The organism is Pseudomonas mendocina, assembly GCA_037482215.1.
GTDB classification, from domain to species: Bacteria; Pseudomonadota; Gammaproteobacteria; order Pseudomonadales; family Pseudomonadaceae; genus Aquipseudomonas; species Aquipseudomonas mendocina_E.
On the sequence record CP148074.1, the window covers coordinates 3323315 to 3345603 of the forward strand.

Below are 22289 nucleotides of genomic sequence, written 5' to 3' on the forward strand. Positions count from 1 at the left end.
TATTTATAGTCACAACCAAAACGAACCAGCCTGAATAGCACCCAATAAAGCAGCAGGATATTACCGCTCAGGCAGGACGCAATAAGCTCAGGTGGTTATACAAATGCATGACGTGTGCTTGGGCGTATTCCGCTCGGCTCAGTTGCCCGTAGGCGAAATGCGGTTTGAGCTCACCGGTGTGAGCCGCAAAATCAGCGAAAGCTTTCTGTAAGCGCTTTAGGGCTGCTGCTTCTGAATCTGGCGTATCCAACGCCGCAGCGCCCGGAATCACCTCATCAAGCGGGTGACGCATAGCGCCACGGGCAGCAAATACATCAAAGGCCAGAGGCCCTATCGTCTTGCGAAACCATTCCGGTTTCATTTGCGGATAGCCGCTGATGGAATATTCGATACTTTGCGCACAGTGGTTGAACACCTCCATCGGGCTCCACCCCTTGACGCTCACCAGCTGTTTCGTTTCCAGCTCCCGCAACAGGCTTTGCGCCCCCTCAAGGCTCAAAGTGGCAGGCCGAGGACCACTGGGTAACGCCCAATAGCCTGTCCCTGCCACTGCAACACCGCTTAACACACTCCACTTCAGCAGTTGCCGTCTGTTCATGCCTGCTCCAGTTGCTGTCGGAATTGCAGGTAGTGCTCCAACACTTGATCCGGCGCTTCAACCTGCGGGTAATGCCCAATGTCGGAAAGCAAAACAGTATCGGCATCCGGAATCAGCTGGCGGTAGCGTTCAACCATGTGAGCGCCGGAAATCGGGTCGACCGCGCCATCAATAACCCGCATCGGCACCTCAGTATTTTGCATGGCATGCACCCAGCGATGACGGCGCAGTCTTCGCTCCGGGATGTAATGAATCAAACGGTACATGACACCCGCGCCATCATTCGTGGCGATCAAACTCCAGAAGTCGTCCAGCTCAGACTCAGTCGGTTGGGTCTTCGGACCAAACACTGCGGCAAAGTTACTGGCCATTTTTTCCCGGGTGAACAACCGACTGAACACCACACCTAGCGGGCTCAGTAAAAGCCTTTGTGCGAGCACCGGATAATGGGTTTCTGGAAATAGGCCGCCATTGAGAAACACACAGCTCGCCAGCTTAGAAAGTCCCTCCAGATGTCGCGCTAATAATTCCTGCGCAACACTGTCACCATAATCATGAGCCAGCACATGAACCGGCCCACTGATGCGCAAATGCTTAAGCAGTGCCTGCTGAATATCAGCCTGCTCCATCAGGCTATACCGGTGAGGGCGCGGCTTGTCTGAGTCGCCAAAACCGAGCATGTCACAGGCAATTACCCGATAACGAGCCGCCAGCGGAGCCCACAGGTAATGCCAGTCCCAACTCGCAGTCGGAAAACCATGGATCAGCAGCAAGGGCTCAGCATCTTCCGCCCCTGCTACCCAGTAGCGAATGACATGCTTGCCAAACGTGAAGCTCAGTCCCTGGCTTCGCCATTCATCCAGTGCAATACCCGGCAGCGCAGTCACGCGTCGTACCCTGGCATCTGTTGATCGAGCTTGCGTAACAAAGCTGGCCAAGGCAATGCGCCCCCCAGCCCCTGTGAAGATTTCAAAACCCCGGCGAGCATCGCACTGGCGCCACTGAGAATCTGTTGAGGTATATGGATTAACTCGCCGCCCCCACTTTGCGCCATGATCTGGATCTCGCATGCACGCTGCAGGGTGAACATGCCTAAAAATGCATCAGCAATCGTGCCAAATGCGGTCAGCAGACCATGATTAGGCAGAATCATAAAATTCTTGTCACCCAGATCCGCTTGCAGGCGCGCTTTCTCCTCGTGATGCAGTGCAACGCCTTCATAGCCGTGATACGCGAGGCTTGAAAGCACAAATAGCGACTGCTGAGAGAGTGGCAGCAACCCCTGTTTCTGAGCAGAAACAGCTATACCAGCCGGCGTATGGATATGCAGTACGCAACCTACATCGTGGCGCACTTCGTGAACGGCGCTGTGGATGGTGTATCCCGCAGGGTTGATGTCGTACGGGCTGGGCATCAGTTTTTGGCCCGTGAGGTCAACCTTCACCAAACTAGAGGCTGTTATCTCGTGAAACATCAGGCCGTATGGATTGATCAAGAAATCTTCGGTGCCCGGCACTTTCGCCGAGATATGGGTGAAGATCAGATCATCCCAACCATAGAGGGCAATCAAACGATAACAGGCAGCCAGATCGACACGAGTCTGCCACTCGGCAGCGGAAACCTGGTCTTTAACGCTTTCAACAGATACTGCTTGAGCTACAGACATTACGGTGACCTCAGCTTTCGTTTTTATTGGTGCTAAGGAGTCTAAACACAGTTCGCGAAGCTGTTAGTTGCTCTGGCGGCCAGCCTGCTGACATTTCGGGTCAAGTTGAGTGCGAATCTACCAGATCGCCCTCAACCTGCACGAGCCGCTTATCAACAGTCGGGATTATGCCTTCAAGGTCTTGATCAGGTCCGCCAACCAAGGCTCCGCATCCACTTCAGGGGTAACGGTTTCACTGGCATCTAGGCGCAGCATGGGCAGCGCCTCACGCAGCCCCAGTTCAGCGAACAACTCACGCACCTGCTCGCCACCGCCACAGAACGTATCGCCATAGCTGGAGTCGCCCAAAGCAATCACTGCTCCAGGCAAGCCGCCCCAAGCCGGAAACTGATCACGAATCGCATAGAACAGCGGCTGCAGATTATCCGGCAGATCACCCATACCTGTCGTTGAGGTAACAGCCAACAGCGCCTCAGGAGCAAAAGCTTGAATATCCTCCAGGGTTGCACGTGGGTCATAGCGCGTTTCGAAGCCAGCCTCTTTCAACAAGCGCTCAGCGTGTCGGGCCACTTCTTCAGCTGTGCCATAAACAGACCCGGAAAATAGTGCGACTTTCATCAAACTCTCCAGCAGAGGGGAAATTTCCTACAGACACGCATTATGCCGTACGGGAAAAATGACGTTATCAGATAAATATGATTGAACCGACTCAAGAGGCATGAAAGCCACTCAAAAAGCACACATGTACTAGATGTGTGCTACATGTCAGAAGTTCGACGAAATTATCATTCAACTCGCGACGAATGGCAGTAACTAAACACTGATTATCCTGTCTGACATTTTGAAAACCCGTACTAAATGAGCAAGGTCATGTCTTCCCAGCAGTCACTTCTAACCAAAGCAGAATTGGCTTTCATACGCCAACTCAACCGCGCCCCTGAAGGGGAAGCCGGTGAAGTTGCGTCTGAACGTTTGCAATTGGTTGAGATTGGCGAACAACTGACTGAGCTATTCGCTCGCTACGCAGCAGAAGAAAAACTAACCCTGCACGCACACTTGGCCAATCAGCATCTGACATTTGACTTGCATATCCATCAGGACGAGCAAAATCAGCCAAGCCTGCAGCTCGGTGCCCCCCAGATTTACGACCAGGGCGATATCCAACGCCCTTGGCGGAGCAAGCTGAATACCCCATTACCTCTGCGCAAAAAAGACCATTCAACCACAGGCTTGCTGATCCATGAGTTGTCCATGAACAGTGCGCTGGTGGAATGCATCACAACTCGCCCGGCACCCAAGCGCTTCCAGCAATATATTGAAGTCGAGGGTTACCCGCCGATCGCCGTAGCAGGTGAACTCGTGCGTACTACCGATGAAGGTTTTGCTGCCTACTGGATGCACGCCTGCGACCCACTTAGCGACGAGCACTTGCGCCAGTTTATCTATCAGCAACACCTTAAGACCAAAGCGCCTGGCAAACAGCCTCATCGCTGAAATCCCCCGTAACACACCACTACTTCAAACAAACGCTTGCCTTGCCCAGACAAGCGCGCCTCATTACTGCGTGCTGGTATACACTTAATCAGGCTCAGCCAGCTTCAGGCTGGCATCCCATTGCTTGCCAGAGTCGCACATGAGTTCCAGCAAAGCCCCCATTCTGATCACCGGCACCAGCCAGCGTATTGGCCTGTACTGCGCAGAGCGTCTGCTGGATGACGGTTTCAAGCTGATTGTTACGTACCGCACCGAGCGCGACAGCATTTCAGCCCTCAGGGAACGCGGTGTAACGGCTCTTAAGGCTGACTTCTCTACCGAAGCAGGCATCCTGAGGCTTATCGAACAGCTCAAAAGCCACACTGAGAGCCTGCGTGCCATTGTGCACAACGCTTCGGACTGGATGACCGAAAGTGCGGGTAACGAAGGCCAGGCCTTCACCCAGCTGTTCAATGTGCATATGCTCGCGCCCTACTTGATCAACCTGCATTGCCAGGCGTTGCTCGAACGCAGCAGCCCCGCAGACATTGTTCACATCAGCGACGACGTCGTGCGTAAAGGCAGCGCCAACCGCCCGGCGTACTGCGCCAGCAAAGCAGGCATGGATAGCCTGACCCTCTCATTTGCCGCCCGCTATGCCCCTGCCATCAAGGTGAATGGCATTGCCCCGGCACTGATCATGTTCAACGCCGACGATGACGACGCCTACCGTGAAAAAGCCCTGAGCAAATCACTGATGGGCATCGAACCTGGCCCCCAGGTGATTTACCAGAGCCTACGCTACCTACTGGATAACCCTTACGTCACCGGCACTACTCTGACCGTAAACGGCGGCCGCCACCTTAAATAAGCCGGCCCGAGGATTTTTTGATGACTTCACAACTGCCCGATCATTACCGCGAAATCCTTTTGGGTGTGGGGGAAGACCCACAGCGCGAAGGCCTGCTGGACACGCCAAAACGTGCGGCAAAAGCCATGCAGTACCTGTGCAATGGCTACAGCAAAAGCCTTGAAGAAGTGGTCAATGGCGCGCTGTTCGAATCCGATAATGATGAGATGGTCATAGTGCGGGACATCGAGCTGTACTCACTGTGCGAACACCATATGCTGCCTTTTATCGGTAAGGCCCATGTTGCTTACATTCCGACTGGCAAAGTACTGGGACTGTCAAAAGTTGCCCGTATCGTCGACATGTTCGCCCGCCGCCTGCAAATTCAGGAGAACCTGACCAAGCAGATTGCCGATGCCATCCAAGAAGTGACGCAGGCTGCCGGTGTCGCTGTCGTCGTAGAGGCCAAGCACATGTGCATGATGATGCGCGGTGTGGAGAAACAGAACTCGGTGATGACCTCTTCAGTGATGCTTGGGGCCTTCCGCGACTCCAGCAACACCCGCCATGAATTTCTGCAATTGATAGGACGGAGCAAGTAATGCCGCAACTGCAACCCGGTATGGCGCGTATTCGCGTCAAGGATCTGTGCCTGCGCACCTTCATCGGCATCAAGGAAGAAGAGATCAATAACAAGCAGGACATATTGATCAACCTGACCATCCTCTACCCGGCCGCAGAAGCTGTGCGCGATAACGACATCGACCATGCTTTGAATTACCGCACCATCACAAAAGCGATCATTCAACACGTTGAAGGCAATCGCTTCGCTCTGCTTGAGCGTTTAACCCAGGAAATTCTGGATTTAGTCATGTCTAATCAGGCTGTGCACTACGCCGAGGTGGAGGTAGATAAACCCCACGCACTGCGCTTTGCCGAGTCTGTTTCGATCACCCTTGCAGCACAGCGCTGACAGCCACCACGGTCTGTAGGTTTGCAGGCCGTGGGTCACGTCACAGTGCCTTCTTCCACATCCAATAGCTGAGCTAGAGGCGTTGCCAGCTGAACAGGCAAGCTCCTATCATCGCCGCCAACACTCCCAGCCAGCCAAAGAGAGCATCAACATGACCGAGCAAGAACGCCTGGAACTTGAAGCCGCCGCCTTTCGCAGCCTGGTTCAACACCTGCGCTCGCGCACTGACGTACAGAACATCGATCTGATGAATCTAGCCGGCTTCTGCCGGAACTGCTTGTCCAAATGGTTCAAGAGTGCCGCGGATGACTTGGGTGTCAACATCACCCCAGACGAGGCCCGCGAAGAAATCTACGGCATGCCCTATGCCGAGTGGAAAGCCAAATACCAAAAAGAAGCCACTGCCGAACAAAAGGCTGCCTTCGATAAAGGAAGTAAAGCATGACCGCACTTAACGATTTCCGCAGCAAACTGCACAACGAGCAGTTTGAGTTTGCAGAAACCCTAGCTTTTATTGCCGAACATTACGATTACCAACCCAGCGCGTTTACTAACGGCAACGTAGAAAATGCTGCCGGGCAAAACGAAGGCTCGTGCAAAACGCTGGGCTTAGCCCTGCTGGAAGGTTTCAACTTGGAGGAAACCCTGTTGTGCTTCGGCGAACATTACCGCAGCGTGCTGGCAACGCCTGAAGGGTCGGACCACGCCAACATTCGCGCCCTGATCAGCAACGGCCTGGCTGGCGTCAAGCTGAGCCAGCAGCCGCTAAGCCGCAAGGCAGCCTAAGCTAAATACATCTGTGCGACGGCTTTTGCTGACACGCACACAAACAAACGCCCCGTCATCTGCGGGGCGTTTGTTTTAAAGGCATGACATCACAGGCTGTCGAGGTAACGCTCAGCATCCAATGCCGCCATACAGCCCGATGCTGCCGAGGTAATGGCCTGACGATAGATATGATCAGCCACGTCGCCAGCAGCAAACACACCAGGGACACTGGTGGCTGTGGCATTACCATCACGACCTGCATTCACCACGACATAGCCATCGCGAAGCACTAACTGGCCTTCAAACAGACTGGTATTAGGCGTATGCCCGATCGCCACAAACACGCCATCGGTGATTAATGCCTCCTGGATGCCGTTGTTATGCAACAGGCGCACACCGGTGACGCCCATGTCGTCCCCCAGCACCGCATCTACTACGGCGTTTAGCTTAAGTGCAATCTTGCCTTCAGCCACGCGGGCCTGGAGCTTATTCTGCAAAATCTTCTCGGCACGGAAGCTGTTGCGCCGATGCACCAGCGTCACGCGGCTGGCGATATTGGACAGATAAAGTGCCTCTTCAACGGCCGTGTTACCACCGCCCACCACAACCACCTCACGGTTGCGATAGAAGAATCCGTCACACGTTGCACACGCAGAAACACCTTTGCCCATGAACTTTTCTTCACTGGGCAGTCCCAAATAACGGGCACTGGCGCCGGTAGCCACAATCAGCGCATCACAGGTGTAGACACCATTATCACCAATCAGCCGGAAAGGCTTGCTCTCAAGATCAACCGCATTGACATGATCGTAAACGATATGAGTATCGAAACGCTCAGCATGAGCCTGCATGCGCTGCATCAGAGCTGGGCCTGTCAGCCCTTCAACATCACCTGGCCAGTTGTCGACTTCGGTCGTAGTAGTGAGCTGACCGCCCGCTTGCAAGCCTGTGATCAGCAATGGTTTTAGATTGGCACGGGCCGCGTAAACAGCTGCACTGTAGCCCGCCGGGCCGGAACCCAAAATGATCAAACGGGAATGACGTAACGCAGCCATGCAAACCTCTAAGCAACCAGCGGAAATAAAAAGGAGCCTTCATATAAGCCAGAGGGGTGGCAGGAGCATGAAGGCCCCGGAAGGGGTGGTGGAAACCTGGCGGCAGATTATGCTTCTGGCAGGTGGGTAGGAAATTTCGATTCTTAATGCCTCACATAGTCCTGACCTATCAGACAACTTTTTAAATCGTTAACGACCGTTTCAGAGGCTTTAACCCACCCTGTAAAGCCGGTAAGGTCGCGCCGTAACTTCATGGAGACTGTTCTAATGCCTGCACCTGTACTGTCCGGCCCGCAATATCTGAGCGAAGGCTTAAAGCTGGTTCTCAGTCCTGGCCTGCGCTTATTCGTGATCTTGCCGGTATTGATCAACCTGATCGTCTTCACCGGCCTGATCGTGCTTGCCGTTCAACAGTTCAGCGGTTGGGTTGATGCTTTCATCCCGTCCCTGCCCACTTGGCTGTCTTTTCTTGAGTACGTGCTGTGGCCATTATTCGTGGTGCTGGTCATGGTGATGGTGTTTTTCACCTTTACCCTGCTTGCCACACTGATTGCCGCGCCTTTTAACGGCTTTCTGTCAGAAAAAGTGGAGGTCGTTGTTCGGGGTAAGGATGACTTCCCCCCCTTCAGCTGGGGCGAACTGGTGGCCATGGTTCCGCGCACAATGGGCCGCGAAATGCGCAAACTTGCGTACTTTCTGCCGCGCGCAATCCCACTGCTGATCCTGACCTTTATCCCGGTCGTCAACCTGATCGCTGCACCGCTGTGGATCATCTTCGGCGTTTGGATGATGGCCATCCAATACATCGACTACCCCGCGGACAACAACAAAATGAGCTGGCAGGACATGCTCGCCTGGTTGCGCGCCAACCGCTGGCAGAGCATGAGCTTCGGCGGCATGACGTACCTGGCTCTGATGATCCCGGGCCTGAATATTTTGATGATGCCTGCCGCAGTGGCCGGCGCCACCGTGTTCTGGGTGCGTGAGCGCTCGCAGGTCGCTGTCACAGCATCGCCGCAATAACGTCACACTAGCTAAACGGCAGCAGCCGACACTGCTGCCATGAACATATCTTCTCTTCGTATTGCCCTCATCAGCGAAACCTTTCCACCAGAGGTCAACGGTGTGGCGAACACCCTTGGTCGCCTGGTGGAGGGTTTACGTGCGAAAGGCCACCGCGTTCAGGTAATCCGCCCTCGTCAAGGTTCTGACCAAGGCCGGATGGATGACTCAACACTCCTCATTCGTGGCTGGCCCCTGCCCGGCTATCCGGGTTTGCAGTGGGGACAGTCATCCATGCATAAACTGCTGCGTAGCTGGAAAATGCAGCGACCTGACGTGCTCTATATCGCCACAGAAGGCCCACTGGGGTTGTCGGCGCTGCGCTCCGCACTGCGCTTGAAAATTCCTGTGGTCACAGGCTTTCACACCAACTTCCAACAATACACCGAGCACTATCGGGCAGGCCTGATTACCAAGCTGCTGAGCCAGTACCTGCGCTGGTTTCACAACCGCTCGCAGATAACGTTAGTGCCCAGCATCAGCCAGCAGATTGAGCTGCAACGCAAGGGCTATGACAACCTTGCCCTGCTTAGCCGCGGCGTAGACAGCCAGCTGTTCCACCCAAGTAAACGTAGCCTTCAGCTGCGGGCCCAATGGGGATTGAAGGAAGAGGATATCGCCGTCATCCATGTGGGACGCCTGGCACCTGAGAAAAACCTGTTGCTACTCGGCAAAACGTTTCACGCCATGCAAACGGCCCATCCAGAGCAGACGATGAAACTGATTCTGGTGGGCGATGGTCCTCAGCGCAAAAGCCTGGAGGAACAGTTACCCGATGCCATCTTCTGCGGCATACAGCGTGGTGAGGCCCTGGCTGCCCATTACGCCAGCGGTGACCTCTTCCTGTTCCCCAGCCTTTCTGAAACCTTTGGCAACGTGGTGCTGGAAGCGCTGGCATCAGGCCTTGGCGTTGTGTCCTATGACCTGGCGGCAGCCTCCCTGCATATTCGCCACGGCCATAACGGCGTATTGGCCGCTCCGGACGATGAAGATGATTTTATCTATGCCGCTAACTGGCTGCTTGATAGCCCTGAAACCTTGCGCCGGGTGCGGCTGAACGCGCGCGCGCATGCATCACAACAAGGCTGGTCAGCGATTATCGAGTTGTTTGAGCATTTCCTGCACAGCGCTATTGAGCCTAGCGCAGCCCCACTCCCGGAAACGCTGAACGCACCTAGATCATTACATCCAGACGACGCACCAGGCGCACCACATCCGCACTGATCTCAGCGCCATAAGCAAGCACCTCTACGCCCGCAGCCTTAGCTTCAAGCAAGGCGGCGGCGTAGGCTGGGTCGATCTCTTGCGCTGCACGGACCGCATCAATCTCCGTCAGATTGACGCAGTAAAGCTGCACGGCTCGCGTGCCTTCACGGGCCAACGCGGCCAATTCACGCAAGTGTTTACTGCCACGCTCGGTACGGGCATCGGGGAAGGCAGCGACACGGCTGTCGGCAAAGCCCAGCGTAACGCTTTTCACCTCAACGTAAGCCGGGCCTTGCGGGTACTCCAGACGAAAATCAATACGGCTGCGCTCCTGCCCATACGGCACCTCGCGCTTAAGCCCGGTAAAACCGTTCAGCTCAGTAATGATGCCCGCACGTAAGGCCTCTTCGACCAGCGCATTGGCGCGCCCGGTATTGATCACAGCCAGGCGCCCATGGGGCGTTTCGCCCAACTCCCAAGTGCCCGGTAACTTACGCTTTGGGTCATTGCTACGGCTGAACCAGACCCGAGCCCCGTCTGCCATGCAATTGAGCATGGAGCCAGTATTGGGGCAATGGATGGTCAGCTGCTCGCCACTGGCCGTCTCAATATCCGCTAGAAAACGCTTATAACGGCGCAGCAAACGGCCCTGCTCAAGCGTGGGCTCAAAGCGCATGACTGGCCTGCCAGGTTTTCAAACCACGGGCGATACGCTCTACCGCTTGCTCAAGGCGCGGCAAGTCCTGGGTGTAAGCAAAGCGTACGTGTTGGGTAGCCAGATAGCGGCCGAAATCGAGCCCCGGCGTAAAGGCCACATGCTCGGTTTCAAGGAAGTGCTGACAGAACGCATAAGCATCGCCGCCAAAGGCGCTGATGTCTGCATATAAATAGAAGGCTCCTTCCGGCTCCACGGCAATTTTAAAACCCAGTTCACGCAGCGCAGGCAGCAAATAGTCACGGCGCTGGGCAAACGCCACACGGCGCTCTTCAAGAATCGCCAGAGTCTCAGGCTGGAAACAGGCCAGGGCAGCATGCTGGGCCATAGAAGGCGCACTGATGTACAGGTTCTGCGCCAGCTTCTCCAACTCAGGCACCGCTTCCGGCGGTGCCACCAGCCAGCCCAGACGCCAGCCGGTCATGCCGAAATATTTAGAGAAACTATTTAAAACGAAAGCATCATCGTCCACTTCCAGCACACTGGCGGCATCCAGACCGTAGGTCAGGCCGTGATAAATCTCGTCCACCACCAAGTGCCCGCCCCGCTCTTTCAGGGCCTTGGACAAGCCCGCCAATTCATCCCGACTGAGCACCGTGCCCGTCGGGTTGGCTGGTGATGCCACCAACGCACCCACACTGTGTGCATCCCAGTAACGCTCAACCAGCTCAGGGGTTAGCTGATAGCGCACCTCTGGTCCCACCGGCACCAGTTGCGCGGCGCCTTCCACCAAACGCAGAAAATGGCGGTTGCAGGGGTAGCCTGGGTCAGCCAACAGCCAGTGCTTGCCGGGATCAACCAACAGGCTGGAAGCCAGTAGTAGCGCGCCTGAGCCACCGGGCGTAATCAAAATTCGCTGAGGATCTATCGTCAGTTGGTAACGCTGCTCATAGAAGCCTGCGATGGCTTCACGCAGAGCGGGCAGCCCTCGGGCAGCTGTATAGCTGGTATGCCCGGCGGCTAATGCAGCCTGCCCGGCAGCCACAATTGGCGCGGCGGTGGTGAAGTCAGGCTCACCAATCTCCAAGTGGATGACGTCATGGCCATCGGCCTGGAGCTGATTGGCGCGCGCCAACAGCGCCATCACATGGAAGGGTTCGATGGCGCGACTACGTGCACTGAAAGAGAAAGCCATGGGATTGCCTGAGCGGGTTGAAATAGAGCGATTCTAAACCATGGCCCGCAGTAAACGTCAGCGCCATCGACAACAGGGAGTAGCGCCGGACATATTGTTCTGGTAAGTTCGCCCGCTTGCAGGCGCAGGGCCGACAAGATTGTCGGTGAGGGATACCGTCCTGCGCGGGGATAAGAAAGAGTGAGAGGCGGCCATCTATGCCCACTAAAGCAAAAGCGACAAGCAGTCACCTGACTCGTGGTTTCGAACCTTATAAGGAAACTAAAGGTGAGGAGTACATGAGCGAGCCGATGCGCGCCCACTTCACCGGCATCCTTAATAAGTGGAAGCTGGAACTGATGGAGGAAGTTGATCGTACCGTGCATCACATGCAGGACGAAGCGGCTAACTTCCCGGACCCGGCGGATCGGGCCAGTCAGGAAGAAGAATTCAGCCTTGAACTGCGTGCCCGCGATCGCGAGCGTAAGCTGATCAAGAAAATCGACGAAACACTGGCCCTGATCGAGGAAAACGAATACGGCTGGTGTGACTCCTGCGGCGTTGAAATCGGCATCCGCCGACTCGAAGCCCGCCCGACTGCCACGCTCTGCATTGATTGCAAGACGCTGGCAGAAATCAAGGAAAAGCAGATCGGCTCCTGATCTGACCCAAAGGGTGCTTCGGCACCCTTTGTTGTTTCTGGCCTGCTGTATTTGTTGCCTGAGATGAACAGACCTGTGTATATCGGGCGCTTTGCCCCGACTCCCAGCGGCTACCTGCATTTTGGTTCACTGGTTGCTGCGCTCGCCTCCTATCTGGATGCCCGCGCCGCCAGTGGCAAATGGCTGGTGCGTATGGAAGATATTGATCCGCCCAGAGAAATGCCCGGTGCACAAGCCGCGATCCTGCAAACGCTGGAAACCTACGGCTTTGAGTGGGACGGCGAAGTGGTCAGGCAAAGCCAGCGCCATGACGCCTACCAGGCAATCATCGACAAACTGCTGAGCCAAGGCCTGGCCTATGCCTGCACCTGCTCACGCAAGCAGCTGGAAGGCACCAACGGCATTTACCCAGGCACCTGCCGCAATGCGGGCCACGCATACGATAACGCTGCGATCCGCATCCGAGTCCCTGAGCTGGTCTATCACTTCACCGATCGGGTGCAAGGCGATTTTCGCCAGCATCTGGGCCGCGAATCCGGTGACTTCATCATCCGCCGCCGTGACGGCTTATATGCCTATCAACTGGCAGTCGTACTGGATGATGCCTGGCAAGGTGTCACTGATATCGTGCGCGGCGCCGACCTGCTGGACTCCACGCCACGTCATCTTTATTTGCAGGAACTACTGGGACTGCCACAGCCGCGTTATCTGCATGTACCGCTGCTGACTCAACCGGATGGGCACAAGCTGGGCAAATCCTACCGCTCACCGCCCTTGCCAGCCGATCAGGCAACCCCACTGCTGATTCGAGCCTTGCGTGCGCTCGGCCAGCAGATACCGGACGGCGCAGCCTATGGCCAGCCAGCAGAAGTATTGAAATGGGCTGTGGAGCATTGGGACGCTGCGCGCATCCCACGGGTGCTGACGATGCCGGAAGCTCAGCTGGACTGAGCGAGCCTCCGGCAGCAGGTATTACAGCGCCGCGCTGACCAGCGCTTGGGCTTCGCTAAAGATGCGTTGTAGATGATCTTCGTCGCGGAAACTTTCAGCGTAGATCTTGTAGATATCTTCAGTACCCGACGGGCGAGCAGCAAACCAACCACCTTCGCTGATCACCTTGATGCCGCCAATACCGGCGCCGTTACCCGGCGCCTTGTCCAGCACCTGCACAATGGCATCACCAGCCAACTCACTGTTGCGCACCTGAGCCGCCGACAGTTTGCTCAGCGCAGCCTTCTGCTGCGGCGTTGCCGGAGCATCCTGACGGTCGGCGTAAATAGCTCCGAACTCGTTTTCCAGGCCGCGATACAGCTCACCCGGATCACGCTCGCGCACAGCGGTCATTTCCGCTGCCAGCAGGGCCAGCGCAATGCCGTCCTTATCCGTCGTCCAGACCTGGCCGTCACGACGCAGGAAGGTCGCCCCGGCGCTCTCCTCGCCACCAAAACCCAGCGAACCGTCATACAGGCCAGCGGCGAACCATTTAAAGCCCACCGGCACTTCCTGCAACGGACGGCCCAGGCGCTGGGCTACACGATCGATCATGGCGCTGCTCACCAGCGTTTTGCCTACGGCCGCGTTGGCAGACCACTGCGGGCGGTGCTGGAACAGGTAATCAATCGCCACGCTGAGGAAATGGTTAGCAGGCATCAGGCCGACGCTCGGGGTGACAATCCCGTGACGGTCGTAATCGGTATCGCAGGCAAAGGCGATGTCGTAGCCGTTCTTCAAACCGATCAGGCGCTGCATGGCGTGGCTGGAGGATGGGTCCATGCGGATCTGACCATCCCAGTCCAGGCTCATAAAGGCGAACTGCGGATCAATTACCTGGCTGACCACATCCAGATTCAGGCCATACTGCTCAGCAATCCGCCCCCAGTAATGCACACCGGCTCCACCGAGCGGGTCGACGCCCAGGCGCAGTCCTGCACTGCGGATTGGGTCAAAGTCGATGACATTGCCCAAGTCATTCACATAGCTGCTGAGATAGTCGTACTCACGCACGTTATCGGCCTGTCGCGCCTGGGCCAGTGGCATGCGCTTGACCTCACGCAGCCCGCCTTCGAGCAACGCGTTGGCGCGGTTCTGAATCCACGTGGTGATATCGCTGTCAGCCGGACCACCATTGGTGGGGTTGTACTTGAAGCCGCCGCAATCCGGCGGGTTGTGCGATGGCGTGATAACAATGCCATCAGCCAGACCGCTGCTGCGGCCACGGTTGTACACCAGAATGGCTTGAGACACGGCTGGCGTTGGGGTGAACTCGCCCCCTGCCGAAATCAGCGTGTGAACGCCGTTAGCAGCCAGCACCTCAATCGCACTTTCCAGCGCAGGCAGGGACAGTGCATGGGTGTCTGCGCCGATAAACAACGGCCCAGTGATGCCCTGTGCAGCGCGGTACTCGCAAATCGCCTGACTGATGGCCAGTACGTGCTGTTCGTTAAAGCTGCCATTGAAGGAGCTGCCACGGTGGCCGGAGGTGCCGAACGCTACGCGTTGTGCCGGGTTGGCCGGATCTGGCTGCTGTTCATGGTAGGCCACCAGCAGGCGTTGAATATCAGTCAGCATCGTAGCGGGTGCCGGTTGACCGGCCAGCGGGTGAATGCGAGCGCTCACACAAACTCCATAGTACGCATCTGAAAAACGCGCAGCTTAACAGCCCTCCTATGCGAAACGCAGCGCCTACCGACGGATTTCGGGCTATCCTTTGCGGCCATTTGTTTGCCGCAGGATTCACCCTATGAAAAACCAGCTCGAAGAACTGATCAGTAAAATTAGCTCGGGCTGCATGTTGCCAGAAGATGTCGCCCGGATCGCAGACGAAGCCGCACAGGCGTATGCCGACCCGCAGGCGTTTTTGGCCGCCAACCCTGACATCAATTACGACGATACCTTTCCGATCCCGCTGGGCGAATGGATGGTCATCGGCAGCCTGCCGGAAACCGTGCTGTTCCAAGCCGACACGTATGAGGATCTGTTCAAACAGATCACTGAATCCTTCGGCCCTGAAGTCAACTTCGTGCTCAAGCCTAAGCAGCTGGCCAAGACTGAGGCACTCAAAGCCCTGAATCGCATTCAGGTGCAACTCTCCAGCCTGTCGCCGGAAACCAAAGGCTATGTACTGGTGGACTTCAGCGAACCGCTGGATGACGAGCTGCAAGCCGTACTGGTCTACACCACCGATCTGCCTCGGGTGATGGAGTTGGCTGTGGAAGTCGGGATTTACGCAGCACCAGCGTATGAGTCACTGAAAGCGGCGCAGAGCGAAGAGTAAGCGCTCAGTCAGCAGCGCCAGAACGGCGCTGCTGAGACAGGCAGATCAGCGTTTGCGCAGAATCACGCTGCCAATGGAGTAACCCGCCCCGAAGGAGCTGAGCACGCCCAGCGCGCCGGATGGCAGGTCGTCCTGATATTTGTGCAGAGCAATCACTGAACCAGCCGAGCTGGTGTTGGCGTAGGTATCCAGAATGACTGGCGCCTCATGCGGCTCAGCATCACGCCCCAGCAGCTTGCGGATGATCAGCAAGTTCATGTTGAGGTTGGCCTGGTGCAGCCAGAAGCGCTTCACGTCGTTGACGTCCAGATTGTTCTCTTGCAGGTGAGTGGCAATCTGATCGGCCACCATCGGGCAAACTTCCTTGAACACCTTGCGACCTTCTTGCACAAACAGCTTGTCGCGGGCACCAATGCCCTCTTCCGCACAACGGTTGAGGAAGCCGAAGTTGTTGCGAATATTGTTGCTGAACTGAGTAGCCAGTTTGGTGCTGACAATCTCGAACTGATGCTTCGAGGTAGCCTGATCAGCTCGTTCGACGATCACCGCAGTGGCCGCATCACCGAAAATGAAGTGACTGTCACGGTCACGGAAGTTCAGGTGGCCGGTGCAGATTTCGGGGTTCACCAGCAGCACCGCACGGGCCTGGCCCAGTTGCACGCTGTTGGCAGCCGCCTGCAGACCAAAGGTCGCCGACGAACAGGCGACGTTCATGTCATAACCGAAACCGTTGATGCCCAGCGCTGCCTGAACTTCAATAGCCACGGCCGGGTATGCGCGTTGCAGGTTGGAGCAGGCAACAATTACGCCGTCGATATCAGCGGCAGTGCGCCCGGCACGCTCAAGGGCCTCTTTGGCAGCACCTACGGCCATTTCGCAGAGAATGCCCCACTCATCATTGCTGCGCTCGGGAATACGCGGCGCCATGCGCTGCGGATCAAGGATGCCGTCACGGTCAATGACAAAGCGACTCTTGATGCCTGAGGCCTTTTCGATAAACGCACTGCTGGACTCACTCAGTGCCTCAATCTCACCGCTGGCAATAGCGGCCGCGTTGTCGGCATTGAATTGCTGTACATAGGCGTTGAATGCCGCCACCAACTCATCGTTGGAAATACTATTTTCAGGGGTGTACAGCCCGGTACCGCTGATAACGACGTTGTGCACAGTCAATCCTCTTGTTCATCGCTAAAGGCAGCGATCACTTATGCAAAGCCCCGACACTAGAGCGAGGGCAAAAACGGTTGGACAGGAGCAGGTTTGATGATCATCAAACGGCCTGTACGAACGTTAGATTCTGCCACACGAAAGGCTTATCCGTCCGCTCACTCGATCAGGATATATGCATCAAACTAGCTGCTATTAAGGCCAACATGCTAGGAAAAAGGAGCAAACCGGCATTTTAGTGGGTCTTTATGATCTAACTGAAGCGACACCGCTCTCACACTTTCCCCCTGTACACAGAGCGGAAAAGGGATTGACTATACGGTCACGCCATGAAAGAAAGAGCATCATGTTTCATAGCGCCATCACCCCGACCTAATTTCACCGGATATTTGCCATGGCCCTGCCCCTGAGGCTGAACGCTCACATCTCCGTAACCGGACAACCGGAACCGTTGGCGTTCGCCCCCTGTATGCAGGCAGCTGGTCACCGAATCCTAGGTATCCCTCCCTGCCCATTAGCACCGCCTTAACCTCGATCCGCACTCAAGCGGTATGTGTCGACGGGCGGAGCTCCTGTCGAGTAGTCACATTCCAATGACATCAGGAGCGTCAAGTGTATAAGTTGATTGCAGTGTGCCTGCTCGCGATTAGCACATCCCTACAGGCCGAACAGTCACCGCTACGCTTTGCAGTCAATGACAGCTGGGCCATGCCGATGCTACGCATCGAGAACGACCGCGCTGTAGGAGGCATATTGTTTGACCTGCAACAACGCCTTGCGGCGAAAGTTGGGCGTCGTGCACGTTTTGTTGTGCTGCCTCACATGCGGGTTGAACGCGCATTGAATGCAGGGGAAATTGACGTGCGTTGCTACGTCAACCCGACCTGGAACAACATCAAACATAAGCGGTTTGTGTGGACACGCCCCTTTATGACCCAGCGTGATCTGCTGGTCAGCACTAAACCCAGTAATGCACAGGTGGAAGACCTCTATAAGGAACGTGTGGGTACGGTGTTGGGATTCAATTACCCACGACTGGATAGCTTATTCAAGGGCGGCCAAATTCACCGAGAAGATGCCCGCACCCAAGAACAAACATTACTCAAGCTGGTCGCAGGGCGCTTTGGCTATGCAATCACTAACGAGCGCACCTTTCATTGGTTCAACCGCCAGCTTTCACCGGACCAACAACTGCATATTCACAGCGTTGTGGCGTCAGTGCCGGTTTCCTGCGTGGTACGCGATGAACCTGATGTGCCCACTGCCAGATTGCTGCGAGCCATGGATGAAATGGCCTTAGACGGTGAGTTTGAGGAAATCCTTAATGCATACCGCTAACAAGCGAGCGAGCCCTAGCGTTGTATGCACGCAATATAGAAGCAGTGGCGTTTAGTTGAAGCAAACTCACCAATAAGAGCGGTGTGCAATAGAGCACCCGCCCCCTTGATGCGCCATTAGCTGTTTGCAGCTGTTATTGATCAACCGGGCTGATATAAACACCCTTCATGTTGTCAGTACGGATTCGAAAACGCTGCTGGCTGCCGGGCTCAACCTTAACCGCGCGCTCCAAATTAAGCCGCCCTTTACTGCACAGCGTATCGTCGGCTTTGTCGATGCCAATACCCAAAACACGCGTGCCCGCCGGCACCTGAAAATGCGCCTCTTCAGTGGTCGCTATTCGGGCGGCGACTTTGCGATCGATCAGGACAGAGATATAGCACCCTGCCCCCATACCACCTTTGTCACGTGCGACCGTAATCTGGCCACCATTTTCAACAGGCTGCTGATAGCTGAGCAGGCGATCTTCCGGAACAGGCCGGATATCCTCCAGTGCAACCTGCCAAGATGAACAACCCGTTACCAGAGACAACACAAGTGCCGCACCAATCAATCGCATAGCAGCCCTCCATGGGCAGGTGAATGCAGGGAATGGGCAAAACATGAAGCGGCTGCACGCGCCCAGACAGCAACGTGCAACACACTCAGCATGGCACACAGAAGTGCTTTAGTACGATAGTTATAAACCAAGACGACGTTGAATGCGGGCCTGTAATGCTTTGAGCACGTCTTCGTCAGCTTTAGCCGAAGCATGAATACCCAGCGCTTCGCCATCGTAACGGGGGATGATATGTACGTGCAGATGGAAGACGGTCTGCCCGGCTGGGGCGCCGTTGAACTGCGCAATCTGCACACCGGCGGGCTCCAACTCCTCGGCAATCACACGAGCGAGTTTCTGCACAGCCGCCGTTACCTTGCCTAGGTTCTCCGGGTCAATTTCAAGAATATTGCGCGCAGCCGCTCGCTTCGGAATCACCAGTGTGTGGCCGTAGGACTGTGGAAACAAATCCAGGAAAGCCAGCACATCTTCATCTTCATAAACTTTGTAGCAAGGCGCTTCGCCACGGATGATCTTGGCAAAGATATTTTGGTTGTCGTATTCGCCGTAGAGGCTCATGTGGGCTTACTCCATACAATTGCAGTCTGACCCCAACACGATACCGGCTTATGCGTCCGGGAAGAAACCCGGCTAACACCTTCCAGCTCAACAAACCGTTAAACCAGCGGCTGCCCCTTACGCATGCGGCGGCGCATGTCCCATAAATAGTAATTAAGCGGGAACTGATACATGAAACGTGGCTGCCACTTTAAGGCCACGCGAATTACCGCCATAAGCCAGTCAAACCGTCGCTGCTGCGCCGCTCCCCAGCTCATCTGCATGGCAATGCGCAGTTGCGCTGGCAAGCAGCCGGCAACAACAAAACGATGAAACCGAGAGAACAGCCACTCCACTGGAAGCGGCAGCATCTTCAGATCAATCAGGTCATTGAAAAAACGCTGCGTGGTGGAATCGATTTCGAGGTTGGCCAAGTGGCTGTCCCAATACTGCTGAAATGCAGCCCGATTAGCAGGCCACATGTCCGCACGCACCTGCAACGTAGTCCCCAGGCGCATGCTATGGGCATAAAACGCATCAGCAGTGGACTCATCCATCGGGCCGCGCACTTTCTCCAACAAATCTACAAACCCGTAATACAAACATGCGGCAACCCACAACTGAAGGGTTGGATCAAATGCGTTGTATTGCACAGGGCTACCAGGCTTGCTGCGGATACTCTTATGGGAGTGGTTGACCGCCTGCCGGTAAGCCTCACGCTCCTGATCACTGCCGAGCATCGCCACAGCCAGATACGTCAACGTTGTGCGCAGGCGCTTGAACGGATGCTGCATCACGTTGCCGCTGCGTACATCGCTCTCCATTACGCCGTAGGCAACCGGGCGAAGGCCAAGCTGCATAATGACGTTGGCAGTGCCACCGAGAAACGCAGTGATTCCAATGATGTGCTCGCCCACATCAAAACCTTCAGTCTCAGGTGCCGACGCTATGGAACTGGATACACGGCTGCGCTCTCTCATCTGCACACTGTTCCTTGATGTACTTACAAGATAGTCACTCCCTTTGGGGCGAGATAACCCAGAACAGCTTTCGACAGCCAGCGGGTGGAAAAATCACCCTATGGCCCCACATCAGAAAGCACCCTATTCTGAATTAACTGACCCAATTTACGGAGCTTCCATGTCAGACCTCTCAGCCTTTGCGATTACTCAAAAATGGCCAGCGCAGCATCCTGATCGCCTGCAGTTGTATTCATTGCCAACGCCAAACGGCGTTAAAGTCTCAATCATGCTGGAAGAGACACGACTCCCCTACGAGCCGCACTTGGTCAGTTTTGACAGCGACGATCAGTTCAGCGAGGCCTTTTTATCCCTGGCCCCGAACAACAAGATCCCGGCCATCCTCGACCCAAATGGCCCCGATGGTAAAGCGCAGGCACTGTTTGAATCAGGTGCGATCTTGCTCTACCTCGCAGATAAAACCGGCCAACTGCTGCCTAAAAGCGGGCCTGAACGCTACGAAACCATTCAATGGCTAATGTGGCAAATGGGCGGTGTGGGACCGATGTTCGGCCAACTCGGTTTCTTCCATAAATTTGCCGGTGCCAGCTACGAAGACAAACGCCCCCGTGATCGTTTTGCCACAGAGGCACAGCGCCTGCTCGGGGTACTGGATAAACGCCTGGAAGGCCGGGAGTGGATCATGGGCAATGAGTACAGCATTGCTGACATTGCCGTGTTCCCGTGGGTGCGTGGCCTCGTCACCTTTTACGATGCTGTTGAGCTGCTAGGCTTTGAGCGCTTCGGCAACGTCAAGCGTGTACTGGAAAGCTTCCTGCAACGCCCGGCGGTCATTCGTGGTTTAAACATTCCGGCGCGTACTTAAGGCCAATTGCCCTGGGTCGCTCCGGGGCAAAGTCGCCGCTTAGGGACGTGTTCCTCGGCATAAAACTGAACGTTATATCCATATCGTTTTAAATAATCACTCCTCCTGATTTGTACTATCAAAATACTCAGGTATTTGCGCAGTGCGCAGCCTCCTTATACTCGCGCCCATTCTGTCCTATGGACCAAACCAGCTTGGAAGCGCGAACATGTCGATATTCAGACCTACGTTGCAGCACCATGAGCAAAGCAAGGCACAGCAGTGGCTGGCTTTGCTCTCCGTGTCCATGGGGGCATTTGCCCTGGTAACCAGTGAGTTCTTGCCGGTAGGCGTTCTCAATGATGTTGCCACCGACCTTAATATCAGCTCCGGTCATGCAGGCTTGATGGTGACACTGCCGGGAATCATGGCTGCGCTTTCCGCTATATTCACCTCTGTGGGTATCCGTGGCCTGGATCGCCGTTACCTGTTGATTGCCCTGACATTGCTGATGATCCTTGCTAACGTCCTGACCTCATTCGCTTCAGGCTTCGGAACCTTACTGTTCGGCCGCATCTTGCTGGGCGCCAGTATTGGTGGTTTCTGGGCAACAGCTATTGCGTTAAGCGCGAGGCTGGCCCCCACAGGGGTTGATATCGCCAAAGCCAGCGCTATCACCATGGCCGGGGTCACACTGGCAACCGTTGTAGGTGTACCACTGGGCACTTGGCTTAGTGGCCTCATGGGCTGGCGCATGACGTTTCTGGTGACTGGGCTGCTGGCCATTCCTGTGCTGCTGATGCAGGTATTCTGCTTGCCACAATTGAAGCCGGAAAAAGCCATCACCGTCCGCGACCTACCGGCTCTGCTCTACATCCCTCAGGCTCGGGTGGGCATGATTGCAGTGCTGCTGATCGGCCTGGCGCACTTTGGGGCCTACACCTACGTGGCGCCCTTCTTCAAATACACCGCCCACTTCAGTGCAGCGACCATCAGCTCCCTGCTACTGCTGTACGGCGCTGCGGGTGTGGTGGGTAATGCCTTTGCCGGTTACGCCGCTAACCGCAGTGTGCGCCACACCATGGTCTTGGTAGCAGGCCTGATCGGTGCCAGCGCACTGCTCATTCCGCATTTCGGTACTGACCTCAATGGTGCCGCCATGCTGGTGGCCATGTGGGGCTTCGCTTTTGGCGCTTTCCCTACCACCGCCAATATCTGGATGTTTATTGTTGCGCCGAAAGATGTGGAACGCGGTATGCCGCTGTTTGTCTGCCTGTTCCAGGTCAACATCGCCTTGGGTTCGTTCTTCGGCGGGCGCTTGGTTGACAGCGTCGGTGCCAGTACCCTGATCAGCCTCAGCGCCATACTGGTCGCCATCGGCATCGTAACCATTCTGGTATACGGCCGGTCAGTCACCAACAAGCAGGTCAGTTTGGCCAGTTGATAAA

Annotated in this window: 26 protein-coding genes; 14 read left to right on the forward strand and 12 right to left on the reverse strand. The window is 55.8% G+C overall.

Translation table 11 applies throughout. The features are described 5' to 3' along the window. Window positions 1–67: 67 nt before the first annotated feature. From WG219_15575 to WG219_15590, 4 genes are all read right to left on the reverse strand, one after another. Entirely contained in the window at window positions 68–598 is a 531-nt protein-coding gene (locus WG219_15575; protein WXL24721.1) for a DUF1569 domain-containing protein, read from the reverse strand. Further along, window positions 595–1485, reverse strand: a complete 891-nt coding sequence (locus WG219_15580; protein ID WXL24722.1) for an alpha/beta hydrolase — start codon at window positions 1483–1485, stop codon at window positions 595–597. Before WG219_15580 ends, WG219_15575 begins: the two co-directional genes overlap by 4 nt. Then, window positions 1482–2264 carry a class II aldolase/adducin family protein gene (locus WG219_15585; protein ID WXL24723.1) on the reverse strand — a complete coding sequence of 261 codons (783 nt, stop codon included), beginning with the start codon at window positions 2262–2264 and terminating at the stop codon, window positions 1482–1484. Before WG219_15585 ends, WG219_15580 begins: the two co-directional genes overlap by 4 nt. 165 nt (window positions 2265–2429) lie before the next feature. Then, on the reverse strand, window positions 2430–2882 hold the full coding sequence (locus WG219_15590; GenBank protein ID WXL24724.1) for a flavodoxin: 453 nt from the start codon (window positions 2880–2882) through the stop codon (window positions 2430–2432). Between the two features lie 252 nt (window positions 2883–3134). On the opposite strand from WG219_15590, the gene WG219_15595 reads away from it, so the two are divergent. The 6 genes from WG219_15595 to WG219_15620 all read left to right on the forward strand — a co-directional run bounded on the left by WG219_15595 (window position 3135) and on the right by WG219_15620 (window position 6346). Beyond that, window positions 3135–3758, forward strand: coding sequence for a hypothetical protein (locus WG219_15595; GenBank protein ID WXL24725.1), 624 nt, complete (start codon window positions 3135–3137; stop codon window positions 3756–3758). A gap of 139 nt (window positions 3759–3897) precedes the next feature. After that, on the forward strand, window positions 3898–4608 hold the full coding sequence (gene folM / locus WG219_15600) for a dihydromonapterin reductase (protein ID WXL24726.1): 711 nt from the start codon (window positions 3898–3900) through the stop codon (window positions 4606–4608). 20 nt (window positions 4609–4628) lie between these two features. After that, window positions 4629–5189: a GTP cyclohydrolase I FolE gene (folE, locus tag WG219_15605; GenBank protein ID WXL24727.1), complete on the forward strand. Its 561-nt coding sequence runs from the start codon at window positions 4629–4631 to the stop codon at window positions 5187–5189. Further along, the gene (folX, locus tag WG219_15610; protein WXL24728.1) at window positions 5189–5560 is read left to right on the forward strand and encodes a dihydroneopterin triphosphate 2'-epimerase; all 372 of its coding nucleotides are present in this window, start codon (window positions 5189–5191) and stop codon (window positions 5558–5560) included. The genes folE and folX overlap by 1 nt, the downstream gene beginning before the upstream one ends. Window positions 5561–5711: 151 nt before the next feature. Then, window positions 5712–6005, forward strand: a complete 294-nt coding sequence (locus tag WG219_15615) for a DUF1244 domain-containing protein (protein WXL24729.1) — start codon at window positions 5712–5714, stop codon at window positions 6003–6005. Continuing rightward, a complete protein-coding gene (locus WG219_15620) occupies window positions 6002–6346 on the forward strand; it encodes a HopJ type III effector protein (protein WXL24730.1) in 345 nt (114 codons plus the stop codon). Before WG219_15615 ends, WG219_15620 begins: the two co-directional genes overlap by 4 nt. Window positions 6347–6435: 89 nt before the next feature. On the opposite strand, the gene trxB is transcribed toward WG219_15620, so the two are convergent. Then, window positions 6436–7383 carry a thioredoxin-disulfide reductase gene (trxB, locus tag WG219_15625; protein ID WXL24731.1) on the reverse strand — a complete coding sequence of 316 codons (948 nt, stop codon included), beginning with the start codon at window positions 7381–7383 and terminating at the stop codon, window positions 6436–6438. Window positions 7384–7650: 267 nt separating this feature from the next. Here trxB and cysZ point away from each other — a divergent pair, with 267 nt between their 5' ends. Together cysZ and WG219_15635 are read left to right on the forward strand one after the other, a co-directional pair. Beyond that, a complete protein-coding gene (gene cysZ, locus WG219_15630) occupies window positions 7651–8406 on the forward strand; it encodes a sulfate transporter CysZ (GenBank protein WXL24732.1) in 756 nt (251 codons plus the stop codon). Between the two features lie 39 nt (window positions 8407–8445). Beyond that, a complete protein-coding gene (locus WG219_15635) occupies window positions 8446–9669 on the forward strand; it encodes a glycosyltransferase family 1 protein (GenBank protein ID WXL24733.1) in 1224 nt (407 codons plus the stop codon). On the opposite strand, the gene sfsA is transcribed toward WG219_15635, so the two are convergent. Together sfsA and WG219_15645 are read right to left on the reverse strand one after the other, a co-directional pair. Further along, a complete protein-coding gene (gene sfsA, locus WG219_15640) occupies window positions 9620–10327 on the reverse strand; it encodes a DNA/RNA nuclease SfsA (GenBank protein ID WXL24734.1) in 708 nt (235 codons plus the stop codon). The two genes, WG219_15635 and sfsA, sit on opposite strands and share 50 nt — an antisense overlap. Continuing rightward, window positions 10317–11501: a pyridoxal phosphate-dependent aminotransferase gene (locus WG219_15645; GenBank protein ID WXL24735.1), complete on the reverse strand. Its 1185-nt coding sequence runs from the start codon at window positions 11499–11501 to the stop codon at window positions 10317–10319. Before WG219_15645 ends, sfsA begins: the two co-directional genes overlap by 11 nt. Window positions 11502–11698: 197 nt before the next feature. Here WG219_15645 and dksA point away from each other — a divergent pair, with 197 nt between their 5' ends. Both dksA and gluQRS read left to right on the forward strand, forming a co-directional pair. Then, window positions 11699–12142, forward strand: coding sequence for an RNA polymerase-binding protein DksA (gene dksA / locus WG219_15650; protein WXL24736.1), 444 nt, complete (start codon window positions 11699–11701; stop codon window positions 12140–12142). Between the two features lie 63 nt (window positions 12143–12205). Beyond that, window positions 12206–13093 carry a tRNA glutamyl-Q(34) synthetase GluQRS gene (gene gluQRS, locus WG219_15655; protein WXL24737.1) on the forward strand — a complete coding sequence of 296 codons (888 nt, stop codon included), beginning with the start codon at window positions 12206–12208 and terminating at the stop codon, window positions 13091–13093. A gap of 21 nt (window positions 13094–13114) precedes the next feature. Here the strand turns inward: gluQRS and pgm are convergent, their stop codons facing one another. Beyond that, window positions 13115–14710 (reverse strand): phosphoglucomutase (alpha-D-glucose-1,6-bisphosphate-dependent), encoded by a 1596-nt coding sequence (pgm, locus tag WG219_15660; protein WXL28020.1) that lies wholly within the window; start codon window positions 14708–14710, stop codon window positions 13115–13117. 172 nt (window positions 14711–14882) lie between these two features. Here pgm and WG219_15665 point away from each other — a divergent pair, with 172 nt between their 5' ends. Further along, on the forward strand, window positions 14883–15416 hold the full coding sequence (locus tag WG219_15665; protein WXL24738.1) for a hypothetical protein: 534 nt from the start codon (window positions 14883–14885) through the stop codon (window positions 15414–15416). 45 nt (window positions 15417–15461) lie between these two features. Here WG219_15665 and WG219_15670 read toward each other — a convergent pair whose 3' ends face one another. Next, window positions 15462–16583, reverse strand: a complete 1122-nt coding sequence (locus WG219_15670; protein WXL24739.1) for a beta-ketoacyl-ACP synthase III — start codon at window positions 16581–16583, stop codon at window positions 15462–15464. A 612-nt stretch (window positions 16584–17195) separates the two neighbouring features. Here WG219_15670 and WG219_15675 point away from each other — a divergent pair. Continuing rightward, window positions 17196–17921 carry a transporter substrate-binding domain-containing protein gene (locus WG219_15675; protein ID WXL24740.1) on the forward strand — a complete coding sequence of 242 codons (726 nt, stop codon included), beginning with the start codon at window positions 17196–17198 and terminating at the stop codon, window positions 17919–17921. Between the two features lie 133 nt (window positions 17922–18054). On the opposite strand, the gene WG219_15680 is transcribed toward WG219_15675, so the two are convergent. From WG219_15680 to WG219_15690, 3 genes are all read right to left on the reverse strand, one after another. Next, window positions 18055–18480 (reverse strand): 3-isopropylmalate dehydratase, encoded by a 426-nt coding sequence (locus tag WG219_15680; GenBank protein ID WXL24741.1) that lies wholly within the window; start codon window positions 18478–18480, stop codon window positions 18055–18057. Window positions 18481–18600: 120 nt separating this feature from the next. Further along, window positions 18601–19038: an HIT family protein gene (locus WG219_15685; GenBank protein ID WXL24742.1), complete on the reverse strand. Its 438-nt coding sequence runs from the start codon at window positions 19036–19038 to the stop codon at window positions 18601–18603. Window positions 19039–19136: 98 nt separating this feature from the next. Next, complete coding sequence (locus WG219_15690) at window positions 19137–19997, reverse strand: oxygenase MpaB family protein (protein ID WXL24743.1); 861 nt, start codon at window positions 19995–19997, stop codon at window positions 19137–19139. Between the two features lie 160 nt (window positions 19998–20157). Here WG219_15690 and WG219_15695 point away from each other — a divergent pair, with 160 nt between their 5' ends. After that, window positions 20158–20862 carry a glutathione binding-like protein gene (locus WG219_15695; GenBank protein WXL24744.1) on the forward strand — a complete coding sequence of 235 codons (705 nt, stop codon included), beginning with the start codon at window positions 20158–20160 and terminating at the stop codon, window positions 20860–20862. A 208-nt stretch (window positions 20863–21070) separates the two neighbouring features. Continuing rightward, window positions 21071–22285 carry an MFS transporter gene (locus tag WG219_15700; GenBank protein WXL24745.1) on the forward strand — a complete coding sequence of 405 codons (1215 nt, stop codon included), beginning with the start codon at window positions 21071–21073 and terminating at the stop codon, window positions 22283–22285. Window positions 22286–22289 lie beyond the last annotated feature (4 nt).

What these genes read in the sequence shown, in the direction of transcription:
- WG219_15645 (WXL24735.1), bottom strand. Translation starts at nt 11,501, where the DNA reads ATGGCTTTCTCTTTCAGTGCACGTAGTCGCGCCATCGAACCCTTCCAT.
- gluQRS (WXL24737.1), top strand. Translation starts at nt 12,206, where the DNA reads ATGAACAGACCTGTGTATATCGGGCGCTTTGCCCCGACTCCCAGCGGC.
- WG219_15585 (WXL24723.1), bottom strand. Translation starts at nt 2,264, where the DNA reads ATGTCTGTAGCTCAAGCAGTATCTGTTGAAAGCGTTAAAGACCAGGTT.
- WG219_15590 (WXL24724.1), bottom strand. Translation starts at nt 2,882, where the DNA reads ATGAAAGTCGCACTATTTTCCGGGTCTGTTTATGGCACAGCTGAAGAA.
- WG219_15700 (WXL24745.1), top strand. Translation starts at nt 21,071, where the DNA reads ATGTCGATATTCAGACCTACGTTGCAGCACCATGAGCAAAGCAAGGCA.
- WG219_15575 (WXL24721.1), bottom strand. Translation starts at nt 598, where the DNA reads ATGAACAGACGGCAACTGCTGAAGTGGAGTGTGTTAAGCGGTGTTGCA.
- trxB (WXL24731.1), bottom strand. Translation starts at nt 7,383, where the DNA reads ATGGCTGCGTTACGTCATTCCCGTTTGATCATTTTGGGTTCCGGCCCG.
- WG219_15695 (WXL24744.1), top strand. Translation starts at nt 20,158, where the DNA reads ATGTCAGACCTCTCAGCCTTTGCGATTACTCAAAAATGGCCAGCGCAG.
- cysZ (WXL24732.1), top strand. Translation starts at nt 7,651, where the DNA reads ATGCCTGCACCTGTACTGTCCGGCCCGCAATATCTGAGCGAAGGCTTA.
- folX (WXL24728.1), top strand. Translation starts at nt 5,189, where the DNA reads ATGCCGCAACTGCAACCCGGTATGGCGCGTATTCGCGTCAAGGATCTG.
- folM (WXL24726.1), top strand. Translation starts at nt 3,898, where the DNA reads ATGAGTTCCAGCAAAGCCCCCATTCTGATCACCGGCACCAGCCAGCGT.
- dksA (WXL24736.1), top strand. Translation starts at nt 11,699, where the DNA reads ATGCCCACTAAAGCAAAAGCGACAAGCAGTCACCTGACTCGTGGTTTC.
- WG219_15615 (WXL24729.1), top strand. Translation starts at nt 5,712, where the DNA reads ATGACCGAGCAAGAACGCCTGGAACTTGAAGCCGCCGCCTTTCGCAGC.
- WG219_15690 (WXL24743.1), bottom strand. Translation starts at nt 19,997, where the DNA reads ATGAGAGAGCGCAGCCGTGTATCCAGTTCCATAGCGTCGGCACCTGAG.
- WG219_15685 (WXL24742.1), bottom strand. Translation starts at nt 19,038, where the DNA reads ATGAGCCTCTACGGCGAATACGACAACCAAAATATCTTTGCCAAGATC.
- WG219_15620 (WXL24730.1), top strand. Translation starts at nt 6,002, where the DNA reads ATGACCGCACTTAACGATTTCCGCAGCAAACTGCACAACGAGCAGTTT.
- folE (WXL24727.1), top strand. Translation starts at nt 4,629, where the DNA reads ATGACTTCACAACTGCCCGATCATTACCGCGAAATCCTTTTGGGTGTG.
- WG219_15595 (WXL24725.1), top strand. Translation starts at nt 3,135, where the DNA reads ATGTCTTCCCAGCAGTCACTTCTAACCAAAGCAGAATTGGCTTTCATA.
- WG219_15665 (WXL24738.1), top strand. Translation starts at nt 14,883, where the DNA reads ATGAAAAACCAGCTCGAAGAACTGATCAGTAAAATTAGCTCGGGCTGC.
- pgm (WXL28020.1), bottom strand. Translation starts at nt 14,710, where the DNA reads ATGCTGACTGATATTCAACGCCTGCTGGTGGCCTACCATGAACAGCAG.
- WG219_15635 (WXL24733.1), top strand. Translation starts at nt 8,446, where the DNA reads ATGAACATATCTTCTCTTCGTATTGCCCTCATCAGCGAAACCTTTCCA.
- sfsA (WXL24734.1), bottom strand. Translation starts at nt 10,327, where the DNA reads ATGCGCTTTGAGCCCACGCTTGAGCAGGGCCGTTTGCTGCGCCGTTAT.
- WG219_15680 (WXL24741.1), bottom strand. Translation starts at nt 18,480, where the DNA reads ATGCGATTGATTGGTGCGGCACTTGTGTTGTCTCTGGTAACGGGTTGT.